Raw genomic sequence first — 26175 nt, 5'->3', positions numbered from 1 at the left:
GCCCCGCACCCCTGGTACACCGGCTCCGCCCACCCCTTCCCGCGGAGTCAGCCGGGCCCGTCGAGCAGTCGGCGGGCCCGGCATCCCCCTTCCCCCCTCCTGGAGGCTCCCGTGGGTCAGCGCCGCAACGCTCGACCGGCCGAGCCCCGCCCGGGCCGTCCCCCCGCCGGCGGGCGCCGACCCCCTCGGGCGACGCTCACGCCCGCGGCGGCGCTGGCCCTCGTGGTCGCCCTGTCGATCGGGGCGTGCGCCTCGGCCGACGACGACGCGGCCGGGCCCGTCCCCACGGAGCCGGCCCCCACGACCGTCGCGCCCGAGCCGGCCCCGACCCCCACGCCGGCCCGGTCGCTCCCCGACGTGCCGGTCCGCAGCGCCGACCTGTCGGCGCTCGAGGCGCAGCAGGTCGTCGAGCCGACCGGGCTCACCATCCCGGCCATCGACGTGCGGATCCCGGTCGAGCCGGTCGGGGTCCAGGCGGACGGCCAGATGGAGATCCCGCCGCTCGCCGAGGTCGGCGGCTGGTACCGGTTCGGCGCGTCGCCCGCGGACACCGAGGGCACCGCCGTCGTCGCCGCGCACGTCGACTCGATCGCCTCGGAGGGGCTCGGGCCGTTCGCGCGGCTCCAGGACCTCGCGGCGGGCGACGTCGTCGAGGTCGCGCTCGCGGACGGTGCGACGCGCACCTACACGGTCACCTCGGTCGAGCGGACGCCCAAGCCGCAGGTGGGCTGGGAGGACGTGTTCGTGCGTGACGGGGGGCACCGCCTGGTCCTCGTGACCTGCGGTGGTACGTTCCGTCGAGACGTCCGCAGCTACTCCGACAACGTCATCGTCACGGCCGAGCCGTCGCCATGACCGCCGGGGCAGCGACGGTGGACGTCCGCCCCACGCCCACCAGGAGGGTCGCGCTGACGACGACGCCATCGGTACCGCTCCTCCGCGCCCCCGCCACGTGGGACGACGCGGAGGTCGGTCGTGCGTTCGCCGCGGGCGACGAGCTCGGGCTCGCGGAGGCGTACCGGCGCTGGTCGTCGTTCGTCCACACGCTCGCGCTCAGGTCCCTGCGGGACGAGACCGATGCCCAGGACGTGACGCAGCAGGTGTTCGTGAACGCGTGGCGGGGACGGTCCGGGTACGACCCCGGGCGCGCGGTCCTCGCGGCGTGGCTCACGGGCATCACCCGCAACGCGATCGCGGACGTCCACGCGCGCCGCGCCCGCGAGCGACGCGACGAGCTGGCCGCGGTGGCCACCGTCGCCGAGGTGGCGGAGCCCGAGACGGCCGCGGTGGCCGACCGCCTCACGGTCGCCGACGAGCTCACTCGGCTCGGCGAGCCGCAGCGGACCATCATGGCCCTCGCGTTCTACGAGGACCTCACGCACGACCAGATCTCGCAGCGGCTCTCCCTGCCGCTCGGGACCGTCAAGAGCCACATCAGACGCAGCCTCGTGCGTCTCCGCGACAGGTTGGAGGTGGAAGGTGCAGCACGTCGAGCCTGAGCTCCTCGCCCTCGTCGCCCTCGGTGAACCCGCCGACGACGACGCCCGCGAGCACCTCGCCACCTGCGCCGTCTGCGCGGGCGAGGTCGAGGCGCTGTCCGGCGCCGTCCTGACCGCGCGGGCGGTGACGCCCGCGGACGCGCTCGTCGCGCCGCCGCCCGCGGTCTGGGAGGGCATCCGGTCCGAGCTGGGCCTCTCGCCGGCCCTCGAGCCCGACGGGACCGGGTCGGGTCGCGCCGTCGCCGGGCCGGTGGACGGCGTGGCAGGGGCGTCCGGCGCGTCGTCGAGTGGCCGCTCGCGCCGCGGGATCCGTGCGCCGTGGCTCGCCGCGGCCGCCGCCGCGGGCGTCGTCGTCGGCGGTGCGGGTGGTGCGTGGTGGACCGGGCGCGACGACGTCGTGCAGGTCCCGGTGCTCGCGGAGGCCGCGCTCGACCCGCTGCCCGGGTGGTCGGCGGAGGGCTCGGCGCGCGTCGAGGTCGCCGACGACGGGTCGCGCGAGCTGGTCCTCACGGTCGAGGGCGGCGACGCCGACGGGTTCCGGGAGGTGTGGCTGATCGACCGCGACGTGACGAAGCTCGTGAGCCTCGGCGTGCTCGAGGGCGGGACGGGGCGGTTCGTGCTGCCGGCGGACCTCGACCTGGGCGAGTACCCGGTCGTCGACGTGTCGGACGAGCCCTTCGACGGCGACCCGAACCACTCGAGCGACAGCATCGTGCGGGGCATCCTGGACGTGTAGGAGAACCGGCTCCGTCGTGTAAGATTCAAGCAAGAAGACCCGCTGCTTGCCCCCCTGCGCAGCGGGTCTTCTGCATGTCCGGCCCGGATCGGCACGACGCCCCGTCGTCGCCGTCCCCGTCGTCGTCGTCGACCGGACGCACCGTCGCCGTCCCCGTCGTCGTCGTCGACCGGACGCACCGTCGCCGCTCCACCCCCTGCCCCCCCGCCCCAGCCCGGAGCGCCGAGTTCGCGTTCCTGCGACGAGCTCGCGTGCAGGGAACGCGAAGTCGGCAGCGGATGCGCGAAGTCGCGACGAGCAGGCTGGCGGCCGCCGCCGGGGGGCGCCGTCGGCGACCGGGTGAGGGTGATCGGGGGCGCCCGGGGCAGGTCCCGGTCGAGGCGGGGTCCGACGACCCTTGCCCGGCGGCTGAACACGTGTATAGGTTGCTGTACATGCGTTCAGCCGGGCGGTCCCGCGAGTCCTCCGTCGAGGACCTGACCACGCGTGCGCGCATCCGCGACGTCGCCGTCCTGCGCTTCGGCCGCGACGGGTTCGGCGCCTCCGTGCGGACCGTTGCCGCCGACGCCGGCGTGAGCCCCGCGCTCGTCATCCACCACTTCGGGACCAAGGAGCGGCTCCGCGAGGCGTGCGACGCGCACGTGCTGCAGGAGATCCGTCACGCGAAGCGCGAGAGCCTCGTCGAGGCCTCGGGCAACCGGTTCCTCGAGTACCTCGCGACGGCGGAGCACTACGCCCCCGTCTTCGCCTACGTCATGCGGTCGCTCCAGCACGGCGGCCCGCTCGCCAAGGCGTTCGTCGACCACATGGTCGAGGACGCGGTCGCCTACCTCGCCGACGGCGTCGCGGCGGGCGTCATCGTCCCGAGCCGCGACGAGGAGGCCCGCGCGCGCTACCTCGTCCTCTCGGCGCTGGGCGCGGGCCTGCTGTCGATGGCGCTCGACCCGCCCGACGACCCGGCCGACGTCGCCGCCATGATGCGGCGGCACTTCGACGCGATCACGCTGCCCGCCCTCGAGCTCTACACCGAGGGCATGCTCACGAGCCGCCGGATGCTCGACGAGTACCTGCTCTACGTCTCCGACCCGCCCGGCGCCCGCGAGGACGCGAGCTGACCCACACCTCCACCCGAAGCGGGGAACCATGACCAGCACCACCCCGGGCGCCGCGGCGCCCGCGATCGAGATCCACGACCTGCACAAGTCCTTCGGCGCGGTGAACGCGCTCGACGGCCTCGACCTGACCGTCGGCGTCGGCGAGGTCGCCGGCTTCCTCGGCCCCAACGGCGCCGGGAAGTCCACGACCATCCGCGTGCTCCTCGGCCTCCTGCGCGCCGACGCCGGCGACGTTCGCCTGCTCGGCGGCGACCCGTGGGCCGACGCCGTCCCCCTGCACCGCCGCCTCGCGTACGTGCCGGGCGACGTGAGCCTGTGGCCCAACCTCACCGGCGGCGAGGTGATCGACCTGCTCACGCGCCTGCGCGGACCGGCCGACCCGCGCCGCCGGGCCGAGCTCCTCGAGCGGTTCGAGCTCGACCCGACCAAGAAGACCCGCACCTACTCCAAGGGCAACCGGCAGAAGGTCGCCCTCGTGGCGGCGTTCGCGTCCGACGTCGAGCTGCTCGTCCTGGACGAGCCGACGTCGGGGCTCGACCCGCTCATGGAGGCCGTCTTCACGGACTACCTGCGCGAGGTCAAGGCGCAGGGCCGCTCGGTCCTCCTGAGCAGCCACATCCTCCACGAGGTCGAGAAGGTCTGCGACACCGTGACGATCATCCGGGCAGGACGCGCCGTCGAGTCGGGCACGCTCGAGGAGCTGCGTCACCTCACGCGCTCGAACGTCGACACCGTCGTGACGGGCGACCCCGCCGCGATCTCGCGCCTCCCGGGCGTGCACGACCTCGTGACGCAGCCGAACGGCCAGGGCACGCGGGTGCGCTTCGACGTCGACGCCGACCACGTCGGCGGTGTCCTCGCCGCGCTCGGGCAGCTCGGGGTGCGCAGCTTCACCGCCGCGCCGCCGTCGCTCGAGGAGCTCTTCATGCGGCACTACGGCGACGCGCCGGACGCCTCGGCGGACCGCGCCGCGGCAGGTGCGCGGTGACCGCGCCCGTCGCCGCGAGCGCCCTCCCGACGAGCCCGCACGCCGCCGCCCGCGCGCCCCGCGGCAGCGGCGTCGACCTCACCGGGACGGCGCACCTCCTGCGGTTCGTCCTGCGGCGCGACCGCGTCCGGCTCGCCGTGTGGGTCGGGTCGATCACGCTCATGTACGTGTACTTCGTCGGCGCTCTGTCGGCGCTGTACACGACGCCGGCCGAGCGCCAGTCGCGCGCCGCGATCATGGGCACGCCCGTCAGCACGATGATGGCCGGTCCAGGGTACGGCCTGGACGACTACACGATCGGCGCGATGCTCTCGAACGAGATCATCGGCTGGGTCGCGATCGCGCTCGCGATCCTCAACGTCATGCAGGTGGTCCGGAACACCCGCGCGGAGGAGGAGAGCGGCCGCGCCGAGCTCGTCCGCGCCGGCGTCGTCGGGCGGAACGCGCAGGCGGCCGCGGCGTTCGTCGCCGTCGTCCTCGTCGACGCGCTGATCGGGCTGCTCACGACCGGCGTCATGATCGGCGGGGGACTCGAGGCGCCGGACTCGCTGGCGGTCGGGCTCTCGACGGCGCTCGTCGGCGTCGTGTTCGCCGCGGTCGGCGTCGTCGTCGCGCAGGTCACCGAGCACGCGCGCGGCGCCACGGGGCTCGGTCTCGCGGTGCTCGGCGTCGTCTACATGGCGCGTGCCTTCGGCGACATGCAGGCGACGCACGGCTCGTGGCTGTCGTGGACGTCCCCGATCGGGTGGGCGCAGCAGATGCGCGCGTTCGTCGACCTGCGGTGGTGGCCGCTCGCACTGCACGTGGTGCTCGTCGTGGTGGTCCTCGCCGTCGGCGTCGCGCTCGCGTCGCGCCGCGACCTCGGCGCCGGCCTGGTGGCCCAGCGTCCGGGGCGGGCGCAGGCCGCACCCGCCCTCCGGTCGCCGTTCGCGCTCGCGTGGCGGCAGCAGCGCACCGCGCTCCTGTGGTGGACGGTGGGCCTGGGGCTCATGTGGACGGCGAGCGGCACGTACCTCGAGGGTGTCGAGGAGATGTTCACGGAGGTCGCGGCGACGAGCCCCGAGGTGCTCGAGCTGTTCGGCGGGCGGGAGCAGCTCGTCGGCGGCTTCCTCGCGGTGATGGTGCTGTTCGGGATGCTGCTCGCTGCGGGCTACGGGATCGCAGCGGTGCTGCGGGCGCGGGCCGAGGAGTCCGCGGGACGGCTCGAGCCGATGCTCGCGCTGCCGGTGTCGCGCGGCCGCTGGCTGGGCGCGCAGCTCGGCGTCGCGACGCTCGGGACGGTGGTCCTCGCGGTGACGACGGCGCTCACCCTCTGGCTCGGGGCGGCCCTGGTCGGCATCACCGACCCGGGTCTCGGGACGCACGTCGAGGCCGCGGTCGCCTACCTGCCCGGGCTCGCGGTGTACCTCGGCCTGACGGCGGCCCTGTACGCGTGGGTCCCGCGCGCCGCGGCGCCGCTGCCCTGGGCGCTGCTCGCGTTCGGGTTCGTGGCCGGGGTCTTCGGGCCGTTGCTGGACCTGCCGTCGGCGGTCACCGCCGTCGACCCGTTCGCCGCGGTGCCGCGGGTCCCGGTCGAGGACCTCGGCGCCGGGTCGTTGCCGGTCCTCGCGGTGGTCGCGGCCGGGCTCTGGGCGCTCGCGTTCGTCGGTTTCCGCCGGCGCGACCTGCCGGTCGGCTGAGCCGCACGGGGACCCGTCGACGGCGACGCGCGACGTCGGCCCGAGAGGCGGACCGTGCCGGTCGCGACCTCCGCCCGCACAGCACGAAGGGCCGCCCCACGGGGCGGCCCTTCGGTGCGTGGGGGCGTCGGGATCAGACGGCCGGCGGGGGCGTCCGGTTCTCGTACCGCTCGACGCGGTGGCTCGTGTGCGAGCGCTGCTGGTTGTAGATCAGGCCCATGACCAGGGCGAGGATGCCGGCCGCGATGCAGATGTAGCCGACGATGTTGAGGTTGACGACGTCCCACGTGTCCGGGGCGATCGCGAAAGCGAGGATCGCGCCGACGACGATGAGGAAGATGCCACTTCCGATTCCCATGACCGTGCCTCCTTGTCGCGGACGATGGCGTCCGTCCCCACGATCATGTCCGAGGTCATCCGGGTGCGCGCGGCGAGCGGACCTCGGTCGCCCGCTCGGGTGAACCGTCCTGGGAGGCTCCCGCCATGCGCGCGAGCATGGCGTTGTAGGCGACCAGCTCGGCGTCGCCGTCGCGGTCCGCGGCCCGGTCGAGGCGCTTCGCGGTGCGCTCGTCGTCCTTGGTCCAGGCGAGAGCGATGCCGATCGCGAGCGCGAGCATCGGCAGCTCGCTGATCCCCCAGGCGATGGCGCCGCCGTCGCGCTGGTCCGCGAGCGCCGACGGTCCCCACGGCCGCCCGAGCAGGCCGAACCACTCGGGGACGAGGAGCGACTCCTGCGTGACGAGCGCGACGCCGAAGAACGCGTGGAACACCATCGTGCCGAACAGCAGGACCAGCCGGATCGGGAACGCGGGCCGGTCCGGGCCCGGGTCGATCCCGACGAGCGCGTTGACGAACAGGTACCCGGCGAGCGTGAAGTGGGCGACCATCAGCAGGTGGCCGACCTGCCACCGCAGCGCGTACTCGAACGCGGGCGTGTAGTAGAAGGCGATCATCGACCCGGCGAAGTTCACGGCCGCGACGACGGGGTGGGCCCAGAAGCCCGCCCAGCGCGAGTGGACGAGGCCGAGCAGCCACTCGCGCGGCCCCCGGGACCCGTCGTGCCGCACGGGCAGCGCGCGGGCAGCGAGCGTGACGGGTGCGGAGAGCGCGAGGAAGATCGGGACGACCATCACCATGATCATGTGCTGGATCATGTGCGCGCTGAACAGCACGTGCCCGTAGACCGCGGGCCCGCCCGACGTGACCCACGCGAGCAGCACGAGCCCGGTGACGGCGCTCAGCGTGCGCGCCACGGGCCACCGGTCGCCCCGCGCGCGCAGCCGCAGCGCCCACCGCGTGTAGACGACGACGGCGGCGAGGCAGCCTGCCGCGAGGAGGACGTCCCAGCGGAACGACGTGAGCCACAGGTCGGGGCGCGGTGACGGGGGCAGCGGGTGCCCGGTCACGATCTCCGCGGGCGTGAGGTCGCCGGTCTGCTGCTGCTCGACGGGCGGCTCGGTGCTGCCGAGCGCAGCAGCCACGCCGGACACGGCGCCCATGAGCGCGAGCTCGACGGCCGCGAGCCGCCAGAACAGCGCGGGGGCGCGACCGCTCGCCGTCGGCCCGAGCCGGGGAATCACCGAGCGGCGGTGCGCGAGGCCCAGCAGCGCGAGCCCGGCCGTGAGCACGACCTTGGCGACGAGCAGGCGGCCGTACGGCGTGGACAGGTCGTCGAGGCCGCCCGTGCGCAGCGCCGAGTTGACCAGGCCCGACCCGGCGACGGCGGCGAGGCTCCACGCCGCGACGGGGGACCACCGGCTCACCGTCGCGCGGAGGTCGTCACCGAGGCGGTGGGCGACGAGCGCGATCGTCGCGAGGCCGCCGATCCACAGCGCCGCGCCGACGAGGTGCAGCACCATCGCCCCGACGGCGAGCTCGTGGTTCGTGTCCCCGGACGCGTGACCGGTCTGCGCCCACAGGACGAACCCGGTGAGCGCGGGGACGGCCGCGAGGGCGGCGCTGCGCGGCCCGGTCGCCAGCAGCGCGAGGACCGTCGCCACGGCCGCGCACGCGACGACGCCCGCAAGCGTCCGGCCGAGCGAGATCGACGTCGCGAAGAGGCCGAGCTGCGGGCCGAACCCCTCGGCGTCGAGCCGCGTGCCCGCGACGCGCGCGTAGGTCAGCACGAGGTCGGCGACGGCGAGCAGCGTCCACGCCCCCGCAGCGGTCCCGGCGACGGCGGTCGCACTCGGCCAGGCCCTGCCGTCGGACGCGCGGCGCCCGGACCCGCGCGGGAGGACCGCGGCGGCGAGCAGCAGCGCGCCGAGCGTCACGGCGGCCGACAGCTCGGCGAGCACCGTGACGACGGGCGAGCCCCAGCGCACGACGGCGCCCGGGTCGAGCAGGTCCGTCGCGCCCGCGGCCCCCGAGACGGTGACACCGACGAGCGCCGCGACCACCGCGAGCACGCCGCCGACGACGACGCCCGCGGGCGCGGTCAGGCCGGGGCGGACGCTGGTGGTGGGCACGCCCGCCAGGGTACGGCGGCGTGCTGGGCGTGGGCGGCGGCGGGTCGGGTCGGACGGTGGACGCCGCGGCCCGGCGTGACCGGTGGACGAGGGTGGCGCCCCGCGCCCGACGTCACTCGACGCGGCCGCAGATCTCGAGCGTCGGGTCCGCGTCGTCGGCCTGCAGGCTGGCCACGAGCGCGATCTCCCCTCCGTCGTCGCCCGTGAACGTCACCTCGACGTCGTCGTCGTCCTCCTCGGTGACCTCGTGCGTCCAGCCGTCGGTCGGGATGACCTCGCCCAGGTCGAGCACGCCGTCGACCGCGAGGAGCTCGACCGTCCCCGCGTCGCCGACCGTGTAGACGCCCGCCGGGTCGACCGACAGCGGTGTGCACTGGAACGGCTCCTCCTCCGAGCCCGCGTCCACAGAGGCGGGCGGCTCGGTCTGCTCGAGGTCGTCCGTGTCCTCGACGCCGCGGTCGGTCCCGCCGGCGGGCGAGCCGTCGTCGGACGAGCAGCCCACGAGCAGCAGCAGGGGGACGGCGGTCAGGGCGGCGAGACGGCGGCGCATGGTGGCTCCTCGGTCGGTCGGTGCTCCCGCCAGCGGATCACGCCGTGCCGTCGTCGGCATCCCCAACCGGGCCACCGTCCGGGCCGGGCCAGTGCCGGACGACGACGGCGCCTGGCACGCCGGCCGTCGCGAGGGCCGCGGCGTAGCCCGCGAGGGGCGTCGCGAGCGGTGTCGTGGTCGCGTCCGGCGCGTCGGCGATGAGGCCCCCGCGCGCCGTCACCGCGCCGTGCAGCTTCACCTCGGCCTCGTGCCGCGCCCAGGCCGGCGCGTCCGCCCGGAGGTCGGCCTCGCGCTGGACGTCCACACCCACGGGCGCGTCGCCGAGCGCGACGACGACGAGCAGCCCCGAGTGCGACACGGAGACCCACACGGTGCGCCGCACGTCGTCGTGCTCGGGCCCGACGACGCGCGGCGCGCCGTGCGGGCGTCCGCAGTCCACGCAGGTCCGGTCGACGGCGACGTCGCGCGGGTCGACCCCGAGCCGCGCCGCGACGGCGACGCGCAGCAGCGCCGCGCCGACGAGCGACCGCCCGCGGTCCGCGGGGGAGTCGAGCGCGTCGAGGCGCGCCCGCTCGGTCGCGTCGAGGAGCGTGAGCGCGTCGCCGTCGGCCGCGGTGAGCGACGACCACCACACCTCGACGCCCACGCCCCACCTCGCTGTTTGTGCCGATAGATAAGGCAAGGCTAACCTCGCCGATCGTGACGTCCGCGACCCGCACGGTCCGCCCGCGCCCGAGCAGCACGCTGCTCGGGGCCCCGGGCGTCGTCGCGACCGACCCCGCGCTCGTCACCGCGTCGGGGGACGTCCTCGACCACGGCGCGCTGCGCGAGCGCGTCGAGGAGCTCGCCGCCCGGCTGCCGGACGTCGCCGACGGCCGACGCCTCGTGCACCTCGCGCCGCGGCCCGACGTCGAGGGCGTCACCGCCTACCTCGCCACGATCGAGGCGGGTCACGTCGCGCTCGTCACCGCCGACGACGTCCGCGCCCGCCGGATCCTCGACCGCTACCGGCCGGACGTGACCGCCACGGGCGACGCGGACGAGCCGTTCGAGGTCACGTCGGACGCCCCTCGCCACGCGCTCCACCCCGACCTCGCGCTGCTGCTCAGCACGTCGGGGAGCACGGGGTCGCCCAAGCTGGTCCGGCTCTCGCACCGCAACCTCACGAGCAACGCGCTCGCGATCGCCGAGGCGCTGGACCTCACGGCGGCCGACCGCGGCGTCACGAGCCTCCCCCTGCACTACACGTTCGGTCTGTCGGTGCTGCACTCGCACCTCGCCGTCGGCGGCTCGGTCGTCCTGCACGACGGCTCGGTGCTCGACGACGCGCTGTGGCGTGCGGTCGACGGTCTGGGCGTGACGACGTTCGCGGTGGTGCCGCACATGGTCGAGCTCATGGAGTCCTCCGGCGTCCTCGAGCGCGAGCACGCGTCGCTGCGGCTCGTCGCGCAGGCGGGTGGTCGCATGCACCCCGACCGCGTCCTGCGGACCGCCGCGCTGGGCGACCGGCACGGCTGGGGCCTCGCGGTCATGTACGGCCAGACCGAGGCGACGGCCCGGATCAGCGTGCTCGACCCGGCGCAGGTCGCCGCGAACCCGGACTCGGTCGGGCGCCCTGTCGCCGGCACGACCGTCCGCCTCGACACGTCGGTGCCCGAGGCGACCGAGGGGTCGGGCGAGGTCGTCGTGCGCGGGCCGGGCGTGATGATGGGCTACGCCGAGCATCCGGACGACCTCGCGGTGGGCGCGTTGCTGGACGAGCTCCGCACGGGTGACCTGGGCCGCCTCGACCCCGACGGCCTGCTGCGGATCGTCGGCCGCCGTTCGGGCTTCGTGAAGGTCATGGGCCTGCGCATCGACGTCGCGACGGTCGAGGCGGCGCTCGAGCGCGACGGCCTGACGGCGTGCGTCGGCGCGGACGACGCGGGGCTCACCGTCGCGGTCGAGCCCGAGGCCGGCGTCCCGACCGTCGAGACCGCGGGCCGTGCCCGGCGGCTCGCGGGTGAGGCGTCCGGCGTCGGCCCCGCGGCCGTCGCGGTGGCCGTCGTGCCGCTCGCTCGCCTGGACAGCGGCAAGGTCGACCGGCTCGGGTGCGCGGCGCTCGTGCGCGGCGGGTCGCCCGACGCGTGCGAGGAGACGCGCGTGCGCACGGCGGAGGCCGTCGGCGCGAGCCCGACCCTCGCGGTGCAGGTCGCGCGCTGCGTCGGCGACGTGCTCGCGGTCGACGCGGTCGACCTCGACCGGACCTTCGTGCAGCAGGGCGGCGACTCCCTCTCGCACGTGCAGGCGTCGGTGCGGCTCGAGGGCCTCGTCGGCCCGCTGCCGCGCGGCTGGCACCACCGCCCGCTCGCCGAGCTCGTCGAGCTCGGCCGCGCGCGGCGGTCGGCGCCCGACGGTACCCCCCACGGCACCTCCCACGGAACGATGCCCGACGGCGCAGCGCCCGACGGCGCCACGGAGCGCGCACGGCCCGACGGCGACGCCCCGGCCCGTCGCTGGCGCACGGTCGAGACCTCGGTGCTCCTGCGCGCGATCGCCGTCGTCGTCATCTGCGGCTCGCACGCCGACCTGTTCCGCGTCCTCGGCGGCGCCCACACGCTCCTCGCCGTCGCGGGCTTCAACGCGGCGCGCTTCGGCCTCTCGGCGCCGACGGCGGGCGGTCGCTGGCGCGGCGTGGCCCGGACGCTCGTCGGGATCGCGGTCCCGACTGCGGTCGTCGCGCTCGTCGGGATGCTCACGCACGACCGGTACGGCTGGGCGAACGTCGTGCTGGCCAACTGGGTGCTCGGCGACGTGACGTACGGGTTCCGCAACGAGCTGTGGTTCGTCGACGCGCTCGTCGCGAGCACGGTCGTCCTCGCGGCCGTCGTGTCGGTGCCCGCCGTCGCGCGGACGTGGGCGCGGGACCCGTGGCGGGTCGCGGTCGTCGTGGCCGCCGTCGCGCTGGTCCCGCGGTTCGTCGTCCTGCACCTCGGCGAGGGCGTGCTGCGCGGCATCATGCCGACGACGTTCTGGCTCTTCGCGGTCGGTGCGGCCGTCGCGCACGCGGACACGCGTCGTCGTCGGCTGCTCACGCTCGCGGTCGCCGTCGTGGGCGGCGTGACGTTCTTCCCTGACGACCCGGTCCGCAACCTGACGATCCTCGGCGGGATCGCCGTCCTCACGCTCGTCCCCGAGGTCCGGCTGCCTGCGCGCGTGGTCCCCGTGCTCGGCGTGGTCGCGGCCGCGTCGCTGTACGTCTACCTCGTCCAGTTCCAGGTGCTCGGTCGCGTGCCGACACCGCTCGGCGGCACGCTCGCCGCGGTCGCGCTCGGGTGCCTCGTGTGGCGCCTCGCCGACCGGCCGGTCCGCCGGCTGCAGGACCTCGTCCCGTTGTCCTCGCGCCGCCCGTCCCGCTGAACCCCAGCCGTCCGTCCCCCAGACCCGCACCCGGCCGACCGGCCGGCACCACCGAGAGAAGCGCATGCACCGTCACCACCGCTCCCTGCTCGCCGCCGCCGTCGTCCTGCCCCTCGCGCTGTCCGCGTGCGGTGGCGCCTCCGGCGGCGACGACGCCGAGGAGTTCGAGGCCGAGCCCGGCGCGCTGCAGATCTACTCGTCGCAGCACCGCAACGTGACCCAGGCGTGGGCCGAGGCGTTCACCGAGGCGACCGGCATCGAGACGCAGGTGCGCGAGGGCCAGGACTCCTCGATGGGCCACATGATCGTCGAGGAGGGCGACGCGTCGCCCGCCGACGTGTTCCTCACCGAGAACTCGCCCGCGATGACCGTGGTGGAGCGCGCGGGCCTGCTCGCGCCCGTCGCCGAGGGCACCGCGGCGCAGGTGCGCGACGGGATGGCGCCGTCGTCGGGGCTGTGGACGTCGGTCGCGGCACGCTCGACCGTGCTCGTCTACAACACCGACCTCATCGACGAGGACGAGCTGCCTGCGTCGCTCATGGACCTCGCCGACCCCGAGTGGGACGGCCGGTGGGGTGCCGCGCCCGGGGGTGCCGACTTCCAGGCGATCGTCGCCGGCATGGTCGCGGACCAGGGCGAGGAGGCGACGTCGGCGTGGCTCGACGGCCTCGCGGAGAACGCCGAGGTCTACCAGAACAACATCGCGACGATGAACGCCGTCAACGCGGGCGAGGTGCCCGTCGGGATCATGTACCACTACTACTGGTACCGGGACCAGGCGGCCGACAAGGAGGGCAGCGCGAACACCGCGCTGCACTACTTCGGCGGCGAGGACCCAGGGGCGTTCGTGAGCCTGTCCGCGGGCGGCGTGCTCGCGTCGTCGGACATGGCCGACGAGGCGCAGCAGTTCCTGGCGTACGTGACGAGCCCCGAGGGCCAGCAGGTCCTCGTGGAGAGCGGGTCGATGGAGTACGCCGTCGGGGTCGACGTCGCGTCCGACCCCGCCCTGCCGACGCTCGAGGAGCTCGAGGCGCCGCCCGTCGACCCGTTCACGCTCGACTCCGACCAGGTCGTCGACCTGATGACCGATGCCGGCATCCTCTAGGACCCGCGCGGCGGCGACCGCCGCCAGCGGGGCCCGCGTCGCGACCGGGACCCGCGGGGTCGCGGTGGCCAGGCGCGGGATCGGGGCCGGGACCCGCGGCGTCGTGGCGGCCGCCACGGCGGTCACCGCGCTCACGGTCCTGCCGCTGCTCGTGGTGCTGGCCGACGCGTCGTCGGCCGGGCTCGCGGAGGCGGCCGACTTCCTCCTCCGGCCGCGCGTCGGCGAGCTGCTCGGCAGCACCGGGGCGCTCGTCGCGGTCACCGTGCCGGCGACGCTCGTACTCGGGACGCTCGCCGCGTGGGTCGTCGAGCGCACGGCCCTGCCGTGGCCCGGGCTGTGGCGCACGCTGCTGCTCGCGCCGCTCGCGGTCCCCGCGTTCGTCAGCGCCTACGCGTGGGTCACGGTCGCGCCGTGGCTCGACGGGCTCGCCGGCGCGGCGCTCGTCACGACGCTCGCGTACTACCCGTTCGTCTTCCTGCCGGTCGCGGCGCTGCTGCGCGCGCTCGACCCGTCCGACGAGGAGGTCGCGCGCTCGCTCGGGCTCTCGCCGGCCGCCGCCGTCGTGCGGACGGTGCTGCCGCGCCTCCTGCCCGCGCTGACGGGCGGCGCGCTGCTGGTCACGCTGCACCTGCTCGCCGAGTACGGCGTGCTCGAGATGATGCGGTTCCAGACCTTCACCACGGCGATCATGCAGCGCTACGCCGTCGGGTTCGCCGACAGCACGGGAAGCCTGCTCGCGTCGGTCCTGCTCACGCTGTGCCTGCTCGCGCTCACGCTCGAGGTGGTCGCGCGCGGACGACGGCGCGTCGCGCGGGTCGGCTCGGGCGCGCAGCGTCCCGCACCGCGGGCGGCGCTCGGCGCGTGGACCGTCCCGGTGCTGGCGGGGCTCGTCGCCGTCGTCGCGCTCGCGCTCGTCGTGCCCGTCGGCACGGTGGGGCGGTGGCTCCTCCGTGCGCTCGCCGAGCCGGATGCGTCGAGCGCGGGGCTCGTGCAGGTGACCGTCGCGACCATCGGCCTCGCGCTGCTCGGCGGGCTCGCGGCGATCGTCGCCGCGCTGCCGGGTGCGTGGCTCGTGAACCGTTACCGGACGACGCTCGCGGTGCTGCTCGAGCGGGCGACCTACCTCGCGAGCGCGCTGCCTGGCGTCGTCGTCGGCCTGGCGCTCGTGACGATCGCCGTCGACTGGGCGCGGCCGGTCTACCAGACGACCTGGCTCACGGTGCTGGCCTACGCGATCCTTTTCCTCCCGCGCGCGATGGTCTCGTTGCGGGCCGGTCTCGCGGCCGCGCCGCCCGAGCTGTCGGAGTCCGCGCGGTCGCTCGGCCTGCGCGGGCCCGCCACGCTCGTGCGCGTCGTGCTGCCGCTCATGGCACCCTCGGTGCTGACGGGGTTCGTGCTCGTCACCCTCGCCGTGAGCACCGAGCTCACGGCCACGCTGCTGCTGGCCCCCACCGGCACCGACACGCTTGCGCTCGCGTTCTGGCGCGAGACGAGCGAGCTCGACTACGCGGCCGCCGCGCCCTACGCGGCCGTGATGATCGCGCTGTCGGTGCCGCTGACCCTGCTGCTGCGCCGTCACGTCCTGGAGGAGCGATGACCGAGGTCCGGCTGCGCGGCGTGACCGCGGGCTACGGCCGCGAGGCCGTGCTGGACGACGTCGACCTCGTCGTGCGCGAGGGGACGACGACGGCCGTGCTCGGTGGCTCGGGCAGCGGCAAGACGACGCTGCTGCGGGTCGTGGCCGGGTTCCTGCGCCCGCGGTCGGGCGAGGTCGTCGTCGGCGACCGCACCGTCGCCGGCGACGGCGCGTGGGTGCCGCCCGAGCGGCGCGGCGTGGGGTACGTGCGGCAGGAGGGCGGGCTGTTCCCGCACCTGTCGGTCGCGGGGAACATCGCGTTCGGGCTGCCGTGGCCGCGTCGTCGTCACCGTGACCGCGTGCTCGAGCTGCTCGACCTCGTGGGCCTGCCGTCCGACCTGGCCGACCGGCGGCCCGACCAGCTCTCGGGCGGTCAGCAGCAGCGCGTGGCGCTCGCCCGCGCGCTCGCGCCCCGGCCTGGTCTCGTGCTGCTTGACGAGCCGTTCTCGTCGCTCGACACCGCGCTGCGGGCGGCGACCCGCGACGCGACGGCCCGGGCTCTGCGGGCGACGGGCGCGACGGCGGTCCTCGTGACGCACGACCAGAGCGAGGCGCTGTCCTTCGCCGACCAGGTCGCGATCGTCGGCGGCGGGGGCATCCGGCAGGCCGGCCCGCCGCGCGTCCTGTACGGCGAGCCGGTCGACGCGGAGGTCGCGGAGTTCCTCGGCGACGCGGTGCTGGTACCCGGGGTGTCGTCCGACGGGCGCGTCCTGTGCGAGTTCGGCGCGCTCCCGGCGCGCGGGTACGTGCCCCGCGGCGACGTCGAGGTGATGCTGCGCCCCGAGCAGATCACCCTGACCGCCGCGGGCGCCGGGCAGCTCGACGCCGTCGTGCTGCGCGTCGCGTACTTCGGCCACGACGCGGTGGTCGAGCTCGACCTGCCCGACGCCGCGTCCAAGCACGGCATCCGTGCGCGCGTCGTGGGGCACCAGCCGCCCGAGCCGGGGGACAAGGTCGGGCTCGTCGTGGTGGGGCCGGTCCGGGCGTTCCCGCAGCGCTGACGTCCCCTGGTGGGCCGGCCCGGCCGGACGCCCGTCAGGCGTTCTGCCACAGGCCGACGACGTTGCCCTCGCAGTCGCGGAAGTAGGCCGTGAAGCCCATCCCGCCGACATCGGTGCGACCCATGACCGTCGACCCGCCGAGCCCCTCGATGCGGGACAGCGTCGCGTCGATGTCCTCGACGTCGATGGTGACGACCGAGCCCCCGCCCGGGACGTCGCCGCGCTTGGCCATCCCGCCGTTGATGTAGCCGGGCTCCGCCGTCGTGCTGCCGTCCTCGGACATCGGCCCGGTGGTGACGCCCGTGTAGTCGAACTCGGCCATGTGGTCGACCTTCCAGCCGAACACCTCGCGGTAGAACGCGCTCGCGCGCTCGCGGTCGTCGTACGGGATCTCGAAGTGCACCACGCGTCCGCTCATCGCGGTCCCCTCCCTCTCGGTGGCGCGTCGTCGCGCCGTTCCCGGTCTACTCCCGGGGTCCGACACGGACAAGCGCTCGCCATCCGTGATGACGACCGGTCGGATGGCCTAGGGTCCGTCCGCAGTGATGCCGCACACCGAGGGCACCTGACTGTCACGACCACGGCAGACGGCCCGAAGCACGCCCCGCTACGGTTCGAGCATGAGCCCGGACTTCCGGTCGGACACGCTCGCGCAGCGCGTGGCGGAGGCCGCCGCCGCCTGGCTGCGCGACCCAGGGGACGCCACCGCGTACCTCAGACTTGTCGACGCGACGGTGACCTGGGAGGCCCACGCGCGGCCACCGCTCGAAGGGCTCGAGCGCGCCGGTGGGGTGCCCGATGTCGAGACGATCCGGGCCACCGTCCTCGCGGTCATGGAGCAACTCCGCCAGCGCAGACAGGCGGACGAGGCCAGTGCCGGCCTTGCCGCGCTGGCCGACGCGCACCGCGACGGGCCGCCACCGGAGTACCCGAGTGACTGGCCGTGGGAACCGCAGCCACCACAGGAGCCACGAGAGGACGACGACGGTGTCGCCGCCACGCCCGATGACGCACTTTCCGACCTGGTCATCATGGAGGACGACGGCACGAGCCCTCGCCCCTGAGGCTGGTCCCGAGCGGCTGTCTCGTGATCGGTTCAGTGGAGGCTCTGGTGTGTCTCGCGTTCCGTGGAGTTGGGTTCCTGGACTCTGGTGCCACTTGACCCTTGGAGGAGGGCCTTGTGGGACGTCGTGGGTATCCGCCGGAGTTCCGGCGCAGAGTGCTGGACCTGGTCGCCAGCGGACGCTCGGTCGCGGACGTCGCTCGCGACCTCGGGATCAGCGAGGAGTCGATCTACACCTGGCGCCGCCAGGACCGCATCGACGCCGGCCTGGCGCCGGGGCTGACGTCAGCGGAGAAGGTCGAGCTGACGGCCGCCAAGCGCAGGATCGCCGAGCTCGAGGCCGAGCTCGCTGTGCACCGCCGCGCCAGTGAGCTGCTGGGGAAGGTGGTGCTCCCAAAAGGCGGTTCGAGGCCATCGCGGTGATGGCCGAAGAGGGCCTGCCGGTCCAGGTCGCCACCCGCGTGCTCGGGACCTCGGAATCAGGGTTCTACGCCTGGCGGACCCGCGCCCCGTCCGCCCGCGCGATCCGGCACGTGATCCTCTCCGACGCGATCCGCGAGATCCACGGCGTCTCGCGCGGGATCTACGGTGTCCGGCGTGTCCACGCCGAGCTCAGACTCGGCCGCGAGGTCTCAGTGGCCCTCGGCACGGTGGCGATGCTGATGCAGCGAGCGGGCCTCAAGGGGATTGGCGGGCGGCCCAAGTGGCGTCGCCCGCACCCGGACCTGATCTCCTCCGACCTGGTCGACCGGCGGTTCCGTCGCGAGGGCCTGGACCAGCTGTGGGTCACCGACATCACCGAGCACCACACCCGCGAGGGCAAGGTCTACTGCGCCGTCGTTTTGGACGTGTGCTCGCGCCGGGTCGTGGGCTGGTCGATCGACTCCTCGCCGACCGCGGCGCTGGTGACGAACGCGCTCGGGATGGCGATCGACTCCAGGCGCCCGCCGCCCGGCACGATCATCCATTCCGATCATGGAGTCCAGTTCGGTTCGTGGGCGTTCACCCGCCGCGCGAAGGACTCCGGGCTCGTGCCATCGATGGGCTCCATCGGCGACTGCTACGACAACGCGGTCATCGAGTCTTTCTGGTCGCGCATGCAGGTCGAGCTCTTGGACCGCCAGCGCTGGCGCACCCGGTTGGAGCTGGCGAACGCGATCTTCGAGTACCTCGAGATCTTCCACAACCGCCAGCGCCGGCACTCCGCGCTGGGCTGGCTCACGCCCCTAGAGTTCGAGGCGAGACAACCGATCACCGTGGCCTAGATTCCAGCAACCCGGCTCCACGGAACCCAGGACACACCAGAGCCTCCATCAGACCCGGGGCGAGACAGCAGCGTGCACCGGAGCGCGGACAACAGATGTGACCGCTGCGCGGCGCAGCGATGTGGTGGGGCAGGCGCTCGTGACCAGCCCGTCCCTGCGCGACCCGAAACTCGCCGAGCTGTACCGACGCACCCCTGGCGCGGTCGCGTTCGTCGACGAGTCCTACCGCGCCCAGCCGCGGGGGTCCGTGCGCCGTTCTACTCGATGACGGCGGTGACCTTCGCGAAGGGTCAGCTGGACCACGTCCGCGAGGTCCTGACCGACATCGCCGGCGGCCTGTACTGGCATGCCACCGAAGCCCATGAGGACGGGCGGACCGCGGACATCGCACGGATGACCCGGTTCATCGCCCGCGAGACGCAGTGGAACGTCCTGACCGTCGAGATGCCGCTCGCCGTCGCCGACGGTGCCGTCGGCCGGGCCCGCGCCACGTGCCTGGCCGCGCTGACCCGTGAGGTCAGCCGCGGCACCGGGCCCAACGCTGCCCGGCTGATCATCCCCGACCGCAACCGCGACGACGGACTCAACCGCGCCGACCAGCGGGTCCTCGGGCAGCGCAGGTGTTTCCAAGCGCGCACCAGAGTGTCCCGAGGCGGATCACTGCCTCGTCGCACTTCCACCACGCGGCGGCCCCGACGGGGTTGGACCGCCTAGGAGTCGTGGGTGGGCATCAGGATGCGACCGACCAGAGGACCGGTGCCACCACCAAGGCCAGGATGACGACCAGTGCGATGTACCCAATCACGAGGCCAGCCAGCGCCAAACGACGACCCCGCGCGCCGGTTGCAGCGACCTGCCTGAGCGCAATGTGTCCGAAGGGGATCGCCAACGGGCCACCCACCACCGAGAGGACCAGGGCGAGCACCGCCATGCCATTCAGCGGCTGCGGTTCGCCGTGCAACGGGCCGAGGGGGACGCCGCGCGAGTCGGTTCGGGTCGCATTGGTCACTCGCGGAGTGTGAGGGATGGGCTGACACTTGTCAACACCCGAGGTCAGCAATAGTACCTATTACTCCGTTCGGGTAAACCATTGACCAACTGGTCACGCGAGCCCTCCCCGATTCGCTACGTTTCGGCCACTCATCCTCATTGCGCTGGCAGACAACCGTAGGGGGCACACATGAATATCCGACGCATCAGTCGCAACGCGGTGGTCGCCACATTGGCGACCCTCATGCTTTTCACAGGCGCCACTGGCGCAGGTGCCTCCGCAACGGGGCAGGTGTTGTTCTCCTCAGCATCATTCAGTGTCGGCACGAAGTCTTTCTACGTCCCTGCTGGGACGTTGACGCACTCGATCAGCGGCTCCGGGCGCACGGCCAACGGCGAGTCTGCGGTCGCGGCCAACTTGGCCACGATCTGTTATGGCCGGCTGGACTGGGTCACGCTTGGCGACGGAGACAAGTTCCTGTCGCGCACGGCAAGTGGATCGCTTGCGAGTTGCGTCGTGTATCTGACGCGTCAGCGGAGCAACTACACCTTCGCCTCGAACGTCAAGAAGGGTTGCGTCGACCTGTACATCAACTCTGTGTATAAGGCTCGTCAGTGCCACAACATCATGTGACCCATTGTTCGCGCACGACCAGGGTCCGGCTCGCGGCGGTCACAGTCATCGTGGCCGCTGCGGCTGTCGGGTGCGGGCAGCAGGGTGCGGGACCGGCGTTCTCCGCGCAGGACCTTGAGTCGGCGCCGGAGTTCCAGCGGCGTATGTTCTCAGACGGTGTGATCTCTGCCGACGAGTATCGCCAAGCAGTGATGGCGCAGCGCGACTGCGTCGAGGAAGCCGGGTACGAGACGACGCCCATTGTGGCGGCGGGCAGCCTGCTTACCTTCGATGCAACCGCTGACTACAGCGACGCAGCTGATCCCGAGGAGGAAGACCGTCAATTTCTCGCCACCATGCAGGAATGCTCCGACGAGTACGTGAAGTTTGTCGGCTACGCGTGGTCGTCGAGCCAGGTCGTGGCCGATGGCCCTGAACGTGACCAGATGAGGCGCGAGATGGCGCAGTGCGTGACGGACGCTGGGGTCGACATGGAGCTGGACGTCACCGAGCAGGATCTGCTGCCGGCACTGGAAGCCGCGCTCGGGGGAGCGTCGCAGGAGGAGAGACAACTCATCCAGGACTGCGTCTCCGAGTTCGGCGACCTGTTCCTCGCTGAGCCGGATCGGTGAGCGCCTCAGGCCGGTCGCGACGCGTCGCGTGGTCGGCAGTCGCCGCGATGGCGGTGGCGGTGATCGGCCCGGTGGCTCTGCTCACCGTTTGGGTCGTGACCGCCTCGGCTCCTCCGGTCGCCCTCGACCACGATCCGACGCCCGTGTGGGTCTCTGCGGAGCAGGTCGCGCTCGACCGCGCCGAGAAGGGCCTCCTGGAGCTCGCCTGGACGCAGGAGCAGCCGCTCACGTACCGCGGGCCCGGGGGCGTCGTCACCGCGGTCGCGCTCAGCCCCGGACTCGAGTTGACGAACGGGCTCCCGGCGCTCGAGGTCGACGGCAGGAGCATCCGGGTGCTCCAGGCGGACAAGCCGCTGGTGGCGCCCGTCGGACCGCGGTCGAGTGCCGAGGAGCTGCATGTCGTCGTGGAGTTCCTGACCGCGGCGGGATACCCGGTCGAGGGGACCGGCTGGTCCCGGGACCTCGCCGTGGCGATCGAGGGGTACGGTCGCGAGGTTCTCGGTGTGCGGGGTGCGTCGGCGTTCGACCCGTCGTGGACGGTGTGGTCGCCACGGACCGCGGGCGTTGTCGCCGAGGTCACCGTGACACCGGGCGCGGATGCGCCAACCCCGGGCACCGTCATCGGCGCCCTGAAGCCCTTTCTGGCCGCGGCGCGGCTCTCGACGACGGCCCTGGACGCCCTCAAGCCTGGCCGATATGTCGTGGCCTTGTACGACGAGGAGTTCGTCCTGCTCGAGGACGGGACTGTGGATCCATCACGGCTCGCTGACCTCGCCAGGACCGTCGACGAGACGCCGACGACACTCGAGGTCTCCTTACGGCCAGAAACAGCCGGGACGGCGATCTCGGTACCGGCCGGTGCGGTGATCGTGGACGGCGGCGGCCTGGCCTGCGTCGCTACCGGGGCGGATCCAACGGCGCCGGACTTCGCCGAGGTCGTCGTCGTGGGGGGAATCCCGGGCGCTGCCTACCTCGAGAACGACGAGATGCTGGTGCATGCCGATGTCCTAGCCAACCCGATTGAAGTCGGGGTCCACGGGCCATGCAGGTAGCGGCCAGCCCCCTGGTCTCGTGCCGCGGAGTGACCTACATGTACTCGCGCGGCGCGGCGCCAGCGGTGGTCGACGTAACGATGGATGTCTTGCGGGGCGACTCGATCTGCCTCACAGGCCCGTCCGGGAGCGGCAAGTCCACACTGCTCGCGATCCTGGGTGGCGTCGTCCAACCGTCCGAGGGGTCCGTTCGGTGGTGGGCGACCGGCGAGCGTCCCTCGCGCGACACGGCTACGGACGTCCATGGGTGCGACGCGTCCTGGGTGATGCAGACAGCAAATCTCCTGCCTCGCGCCCACGCGCTCGAGAACGCCGCACTTGAGGCGATCATCCGGGGCATCCCGCCGAGCCGCGCGCTCGCGCGAAGCGCGGCCGTCCTCGATGAGCTGGGCCTCGGAGCGTTCTACCGCACGCCAGCGCGCAAACTCTCGGGCGGCCAGGCGCAGCGTGTGGCCGTCGCTAGGTCGATCGTCGCTTCCGCACCGCTCATCCTCGCCGACGAACCGACGGGACAGCTTGACTCAGTGAGCACCGCTCGGGTCGTGAGCGCACTGCTGGCCACCGTCCCGGCCGGCGCCACGGTTGTCATGGCTTCGCACGACCCGGCTGTGGCGGAGCGGTGCTCGCGGGTCTTGACCATGGTGGACGGGACGATCCGTGACGATCGGTAGACCGGCGTTTGTGTTCAACGTTTGGGCGGTGAGCCGTCGGCGTGCGGGCCCTGCGACATGGGTCGTGGAAGGCGCGGTCGTCCTGATCGCGGTCGCCGTCGTCCTTGGACAGGGTTGGATGGCCGGTCAGATCCGCGCCCAATACGACGAGGCGGTGCGCGTCGGCGGCAACGTGGTCGTCGTGTCGTCCGACGGCGGCATGGTCGACCGGACCGAATGTGACAGGCTCGCGATCGAGCGCGGCGACGTGGCGATGTCGGGTTCGGTACGGGCGATCGACACCGTGTACTCGGCGGACACCCCCGCGAACGCCGTTCAGGCGGGCGTGACGAGCGGGGACTTTCTTGCGGTCGCGAGTGGCGCGCGGACCACGACCCCGCGCGGCACGGGCGTGATTCTCGGGGAGCTGGCCGCCTGGTCCGTGGGCGCTGCGCCGGGGTCGAAGGTCGAGTGGACGGATGCCGGACCGCTCGACGTCCTGGCGGTGGTCTCGTTCGCCGACCGTGCCGAGGTCTTCGGGATCTGGCGTCTCGCCGCGACGGCGGAGCGCAGCGGCGCGGACGAGTGCTGGGTGGAGGCGGAACCCGGCATGCGGGCGAGCGTGGCGGGCACTGTCCTGTCCAGTCTGCCCTCGAGCCCGGAGGCCTCAGTCGGCGTGCTGCGTGACGAGACACCGGAGGATGCGGTCGACGAGTCGCTGCGGACTGGCTATCGCGTGCTGCCTTGGGTCGGTGCCGCCGCAGCGGCCATCCTCCTCGCGCTACTCGGATTCGTCGAGCGGCAAGCAGTGTCGCTGCTACGCCTGCTCGGTATGCGGCAGGTGGACCTCGTCCTCCTCGGCTGGCTGCGGGCCCTGAGCATTGTGTCGGCATCGTGCCTCATGGCCGCCGCTGCCTGGGTGGCGGCCACCCTTTCCGGCTTGTCCATCGTCGACCGGGCCGGGTTGCTGAGCATGGTCCCCCTGCTCGTCGTGACCCTCGTTGGCACCCCGCTCGTCATGGCCGCCCCTCGCCGCAACGTCCTGGTTGACCTCCGAGACCGTTGACCGCCGCAGCAATTGCGGCTGGACAGAGCCGAGCAAGCGGCGGCGACGCGCCAGTCATCACATGACGGACTGTCTGCCTCGGCATCCTTGCGGAAGGTGCTCGTGGAACTCGGCGCGGAGATCATCTTCGACACCTACAGCGAATAGCCACCGCTGACCGGACAGGCGCCGATAATTGACCTTATGTTGATCCGAATCCCTGAGCGGTCCGATCGCTAGTTCGAGCCCGCGCCGTTCTGAGACAGCTGATGCGGACAGAAGCGCGACATCGCGCCATGAATCGCTTCCCGCGCATAGCGCGGGACAGGGCGCATCGGAGATCAAGGCGCTTCGCGTGCAGTCGTCTCCAGCCCGACCACCGCGTCCCCCGTCCACGCGACGAGCCGCTTGCCGACGACGGCGAGTCCCGCGGCCCCGTCGGGCGCCGCTGCGCGCCAGACCTCGGCCCCGTCGTCGACCCGCCGCGCCACCACGCCGAGCGTCCCGGACGCGTCGCGCGCGGGGAGGAGGACGACCTCGCCGTCGGTCAGCGCGGGTCCGGTGACCGGACCGGCCTCGAGTCGCACGGCCCAGCGCCGCTCACCGGTCCGGATGTCGAGCGCCGTCATCCCCGTGCCGTCGTCGAGCAGCAGCACGCCCTCGACCTGAGCCGTGGCGCGGAGCATCCACGCCCGGTCCCACGGGACCGACCAGAGGGCCCGGCCGGTCCGCACGTCGAGAGCGCGCAGCCGATCGCCCCGCACCGTGCGGATCACGACGGTGCGCGGCTCGGACCCGTCGTGGAGCGCGGGGACGAGCGGGGGCCCCGGGAGGACGTGCGTCGGGGTGAGCTCGGTCCACATGCGGCCCCGGCCCGCGGGCGAGCCCGGGTACCAGGACCACGTGAGCGTCGCGCCCGGGAGCGTGTGCGTCTCGGTGCGCAGCGGCGCCCGGAGCGCCTCGTCGAGCGGCACCTGCTCGCCCGTCGCGAGGTCGATCGAGACGGTCCCGACCGTCACCGACCCGGCGCGGTGCTCGACCACGGGCGGGTCGCTCGGCCCCACCGCGGGCCGCGCGCTCACGCGCTCCCACCGGGCCGTCCCTGAGGTGACGTCCCACAGGTCCGCGCGCAGCCGACCGTCCGGCAGGACCGCGAGGGTCAGCAGGTCCCGGCCGACGGGTTCGGCCGACAGCAGCGCACCCTCGGGCGCGAGCGTGAGCGTGGCCCGCCCGGTCCCGACGTCGACGACGACGACGCGCGCGACCGCACCGTCGCGCGCCGCCACGGGCATCACCTCGCCGTCGACGCACGCCACGAAGCGGTCGGCCGCACCGCGGTCACCCGCCGCACCACGGACGACGTCGTCGACGGCGAAGCACCGCCCGCCCGCTGCGACGGCCCCGACGTCGTCCGACGCCGCCCAGACCTCCGCGCCGGTCTCGGGGTCGACCCGGACCAGGCGTGCGCCGTCGACCACGAGGAGCGCGTCGTCGAGCGGGACCGCGACCCGACCCGGGACCCGCCACGACTCGACCGGCGGCCCCGCCGCGGCCTGGAGCACGGCCGGCGTCGCGGCGAGCGTCGCGGCGCGCTGCGCCGCGGCCCGCCCCTCCACCACGTGCTGACCCACCCCGAGGGCCACGAGCAGCACGACGACGACGCCCACGGCCCGGCCCGCGGGTCGCCGCGCCCACCGACGTGCGGTCGCGAACCCGCCCGACGGCTCGGGCGGCACGGCAGGCGGCTCGTCGGGCTCGAGATGAGGGTCGCCCGGCGAGCCGGCACGCAGGCGCTGCGCCTCGAGGGCGATCTGGTGCAGCAGGTCGCGCACCTCGTCCGTGGCCTCGCCCTCGTCGATGAGGACGTCGACCTCGTCGAGGTCCATGAGGGACCGCGACCGCGCCCGGCGCATACGTCCAGGCTAGTCGCGCGGCGTCCTCCCGCCGAGGCGTCTGGTGAGCTCACCGGCCGCCGCGAGCACGCCGTCGACCAGGGCGGCCCGCGGCGTCCGGTCGTCGTCGTCCGTCGTGACGCTGATCGCCGCCGCGGCACGTCCCGTCGCGTCGAACGCGGCCGCCGCGACGGACCGCCGACCCGGTGTCACGAGCCCGTCCTCGGCCGACCACCCCTGCGCCCGCTCGGACGCGAGCTCGCCGAGCAGCGCGTCGACGTCGGCCGGGCCGCGTCCGCCCCTGCGCACGAGCTCCTCGCCGACGAGCGCCCGGACGTGCGCCTCGGGGAGCTGGGCGAGCAGCGCGCGTCCGCTCGCGGTGACCGGCGCCGGGAGGCGGACACCCACGGCGGTGACGAGCGGCGCCGTCGTCGGCGGGCGCTCGACCAGGAGGTAGAGCGTCTCGGCGCCGTGCAGCACACCCAGGTGGGCCGTGCGGCGCAGCGAGCGCACGAGGCGGAGCAGGACCGGTCGCGCGAGCCGCTCGAGCGGCTGCCGCCGCAGGTACGCCTGACCGACCTCGAACGTCGCGATGCCGAGGCCCCAGCGCCGTTCCTCCGGGAAGTGCACGACGAACCCCTCGTCCGCCATGACGCGCAGCAGCCGGTACGTCGAGGCGCGCGGCGCACCGACCTGCGCGGCGACCGCCTCGGCCGGGAGCGGCCCGGGCGCAGCCGCGAGGACCCGCAGCACCGCCAACGCCCGACCGGCCGACACCCTGCCACCGTCTCACATCT

26 protein-coding genes and 1 pseudogene are annotated in these 26175 nt (G+C 73.8%); 19 read left to right on the top strand and 8 right to left on the bottom strand.

Annotated features, from left to right (window positions below; genetic code table 11):
* Positions 1–111 precede the first annotated feature (111 nt).
* The 6 genes from IEV86_RS05540 to IEV86_RS05515 all read left to right on the top strand — a co-directional run bounded on the left by IEV86_RS05540 (position 112) and on the right by IEV86_RS05515 (position 6017).
* Positions 112–855: a class F sortase gene (locus IEV86_RS05540; RefSeq protein ID WP_052426268.1), complete on the top strand. Its 744-nt coding sequence runs from the start codon at positions 112–114 to the stop codon at positions 853–855.
* A 17-nt stretch (positions 856–872) separates the two neighbouring features.
* A complete protein-coding gene (locus IEV86_RS05535) occupies positions 873–1499 on the top strand; it encodes an RNA polymerase sigma factor (RefSeq protein ID WP_438820991.1) in 627 nt (208 codons plus the stop codon).
* Positions 1480–2235, top strand: coding sequence for an anti-sigma factor (locus IEV86_RS05530; RefSeq protein WP_188484585.1), 756 nt, complete (start codon positions 1480–1482; stop codon positions 2233–2235). The genes IEV86_RS05535 and IEV86_RS05530 overlap by 20 nt, the downstream gene beginning before the upstream one ends.
* 434 nt (positions 2236–2669) lie before the next feature.
* Positions 2670–3350 (top strand): TetR/AcrR family transcriptional regulator, encoded by a 681-nt coding sequence (locus IEV86_RS05525; protein WP_043608165.1) that lies wholly within the window; start codon positions 2670–2672, stop codon positions 3348–3350.
* 28 nt (positions 3351–3378) lie between these two features.
* Positions 3379–4338 carry an ABC transporter ATP-binding protein gene (locus IEV86_RS05520; protein ID WP_043608148.1) on the top strand — a complete coding sequence of 320 codons (960 nt, stop codon included), beginning with the start codon at positions 3379–3381 and terminating at the stop codon, positions 4336–4338.
* The gene (locus tag IEV86_RS05515) at positions 4335–6017 is read left to right on the top strand and encodes an ABC transporter permease (protein WP_052426383.1); all 1683 of its coding nucleotides are present in this window, start codon (positions 4335–4337) and stop codon (positions 6015–6017) included. The genes IEV86_RS05520 and IEV86_RS05515 overlap by 4 nt, the downstream gene beginning before the upstream one ends.
* Before the next feature lie 133 nt (positions 6018–6150).
* Here the strand turns inward: IEV86_RS05515 and IEV86_RS05510 are convergent, their stop codons facing one another.
* The 4 genes from IEV86_RS05510 to IEV86_RS05495 form a co-directional block, all read right to left on the bottom strand.
* Positions 6151–6375 (bottom strand): DUF6458 family protein, encoded by a 225-nt coding sequence (locus tag IEV86_RS05510; RefSeq protein ID WP_043608151.1) that lies wholly within the window; start codon positions 6373–6375, stop codon positions 6151–6153.
* Positions 6376–6430: 55 nt separating this feature from the next.
* Entirely contained in the window at positions 6431–8485 is a 2055-nt protein-coding gene (locus IEV86_RS05505; RefSeq protein WP_229734508.1) for a bifunctional copper resistance protein CopD/cytochrome c oxidase assembly protein, read from the bottom strand.
* A 112-nt stretch (positions 8486–8597) separates the two neighbouring features.
* Entirely contained in the window at positions 8598–9035 is a 438-nt protein-coding gene (locus tag IEV86_RS05500) for a hypothetical protein (RefSeq protein WP_043608152.1), read from the bottom strand.
* A 37-nt stretch (positions 9036–9072) separates the two neighbouring features.
* On the bottom strand, positions 9073–9681 hold the full coding sequence (locus tag IEV86_RS05495) for a 4'-phosphopantetheinyl transferase family protein (protein WP_052426384.1): 609 nt from the start codon (positions 9679–9681) through the stop codon (positions 9073–9075).
* Between the two features lie 53 nt (positions 9682–9734).
* Between IEV86_RS05495 and IEV86_RS05490 the strand changes: the two genes are divergently transcribed.
* From IEV86_RS05490 to IEV86_RS05475, 4 genes are all read left to right on the top strand, one after another.
* Positions 9735–12434 (top strand): AMP-binding protein, encoded by a 2700-nt coding sequence (locus tag IEV86_RS05490; RefSeq protein WP_052426385.1) that lies wholly within the window; start codon positions 9735–9737, stop codon positions 12432–12434.
* Between the two features lie 64 nt (positions 12435–12498).
* A complete protein-coding gene (locus IEV86_RS05485) occupies positions 12499–13539 on the top strand; it encodes an extracellular solute-binding protein (RefSeq protein WP_043608153.1) in 1041 nt (346 codons plus the stop codon).
* A 64-nt stretch (positions 13540–13603) separates the two neighbouring features.
* Positions 13604–15136, top strand: coding sequence for an ABC transporter permease (locus IEV86_RS05480; RefSeq protein WP_043608156.1), 1533 nt, complete (start codon positions 13604–13606; stop codon positions 15134–15136).
* Positions 15133–16176, top strand: coding sequence for an ABC transporter ATP-binding protein (locus IEV86_RS05475; protein WP_043608158.1), 1044 nt, complete (start codon positions 15133–15135; stop codon positions 16174–16176). Before IEV86_RS05480 ends, IEV86_RS05475 begins: the two co-directional genes overlap by 4 nt.
* 34 nt (positions 16177–16210) lie before the next feature.
* Here the strand turns inward: IEV86_RS05475 and IEV86_RS05470 are convergent, their stop codons facing one another.
* On the bottom strand, positions 16211–16594 hold the full coding sequence (locus tag IEV86_RS05470) for a VOC family protein (RefSeq protein ID WP_043608161.1): 384 nt from the start codon (positions 16592–16594) through the stop codon (positions 16211–16213).
* Positions 16595–16796: 202 nt separating this feature from the next.
* Here IEV86_RS05470 and IEV86_RS05465 point away from each other — a divergent pair, with 202 nt between their 5' ends.
* From IEV86_RS05465 to IEV86_RS05455, 4 genes and pseudogenes are all read left to right on the top strand, one after another.
* The gene (locus IEV86_RS05465; RefSeq protein ID WP_043608163.1) at positions 16797–17240 is read left to right on the top strand and encodes a hypothetical protein; all 444 of its coding nucleotides are present in this window, start codon (positions 16797–16799) and stop codon (positions 17238–17240) included.
* 116 nt (positions 17241–17356) lie between these two features.
* Positions 17357–18504, top strand: a pseudogene (locus IEV86_RS05460) (IS3 family transposase).
* A 139-nt stretch (positions 18505–18643) separates the two neighbouring features.
* The gene (locus IEV86_RS18090; protein ID WP_268235194.1) at positions 18644–18772 is read left to right on the top strand and encodes a hypothetical protein; all 129 of its coding nucleotides are present in this window, start codon (positions 18644–18646) and stop codon (positions 18770–18772) included.
* 5 nt (positions 18773–18777) lie between these two features.
* The gene (locus tag IEV86_RS05455; protein ID WP_043607191.1) at positions 18778–19218 is read left to right on the top strand and encodes a hypothetical protein; all 441 of its coding nucleotides are present in this window, start codon (positions 18778–18780) and stop codon (positions 19216–19218) included.
* A gap of 16 nt (positions 19219–19234) precedes the next feature.
* Here the strand turns inward: IEV86_RS05455 and IEV86_RS05450 are convergent, their stop codons facing one another.
* Positions 19235–19513 carry a DUF4190 domain-containing protein gene (locus IEV86_RS05450; protein WP_202595168.1) on the bottom strand — a complete coding sequence of 93 codons (279 nt, stop codon included), beginning with the start codon at positions 19511–19513 and terminating at the stop codon, positions 19235–19237.
* Between the two features lie 171 nt (positions 19514–19684).
* Here IEV86_RS05450 and IEV86_RS05445 point away from each other — a divergent pair, with 171 nt between their 5' ends.
* The 5 genes from IEV86_RS05445 (at position 19685) to IEV86_RS05425 (ending at position 23507) form a co-directional block, all read left to right on the top strand.
* A complete protein-coding gene (locus tag IEV86_RS05445) occupies positions 19685–20128 on the top strand; it encodes a hypothetical protein (RefSeq protein ID WP_152605667.1) in 444 nt (147 codons plus the stop codon).
* Positions 20129–20286: 158 nt separating this feature from the next.
* Positions 20287–20739: a hypothetical protein gene (locus IEV86_RS05440; protein ID WP_152605666.1), complete on the top strand. Its 453-nt coding sequence runs from the start codon at positions 20287–20289 to the stop codon at positions 20737–20739.
* 47 nt (positions 20740–20786) lie between these two features.
* Entirely contained in the window at positions 20787–21791 is a 1005-nt protein-coding gene (locus tag IEV86_RS05435; protein WP_043607183.1) for a hypothetical protein, read from the top strand.
* A gap of 38 nt (positions 21792–21829) precedes the next feature.
* Positions 21830–22462, top strand: coding sequence for an ABC transporter ATP-binding protein (locus IEV86_RS05430; protein WP_229734589.1), 633 nt, complete (start codon positions 21830–21832; stop codon positions 22460–22462).
* Between the two features lie 64 nt (positions 22463–22526).
* The gene (locus IEV86_RS05425) at positions 22527–23507 is read left to right on the top strand and encodes a hypothetical protein (protein WP_043607178.1); all 981 of its coding nucleotides are present in this window, start codon (positions 22527–22529) and stop codon (positions 23505–23507) included.
* A gap of 320 nt (positions 23508–23827) precedes the next feature.
* Here IEV86_RS05425 and IEV86_RS05420 read toward each other — a convergent pair whose 3' ends face one another.
* Both IEV86_RS05420 and IEV86_RS05415 read right to left on the bottom strand, forming a co-directional pair.
* Entirely contained in the window at positions 23828–25399 is a 1572-nt protein-coding gene (locus IEV86_RS05420) for an outer membrane protein assembly factor BamB family protein (RefSeq protein WP_043607176.1), read from the bottom strand.
* 9 nt (positions 25400–25408) lie between these two features.
* The gene (locus IEV86_RS05415; RefSeq protein ID WP_043607174.1) at positions 25409–26155 is read right to left on the bottom strand and encodes an IclR family transcriptional regulator; all 747 of its coding nucleotides are present in this window, start codon (positions 26153–26155) and stop codon (positions 25409–25411) included.
* Positions 26156–26175: the final 20 nt, after the last annotated feature.

It is taken from the genome of Cellulomonas carbonis, from assembly GCF_014636275.1.
GTDB lineage: Bacteria > Actinomycetota > Actinomycetes > Actinomycetales > Cellulomonadaceae > Actinotalea > Actinotalea carbonis.
Note: the sequence above shows the minus strand (reverse complement) of the source record. Positions and strands in the feature narration are given on the sequence as shown.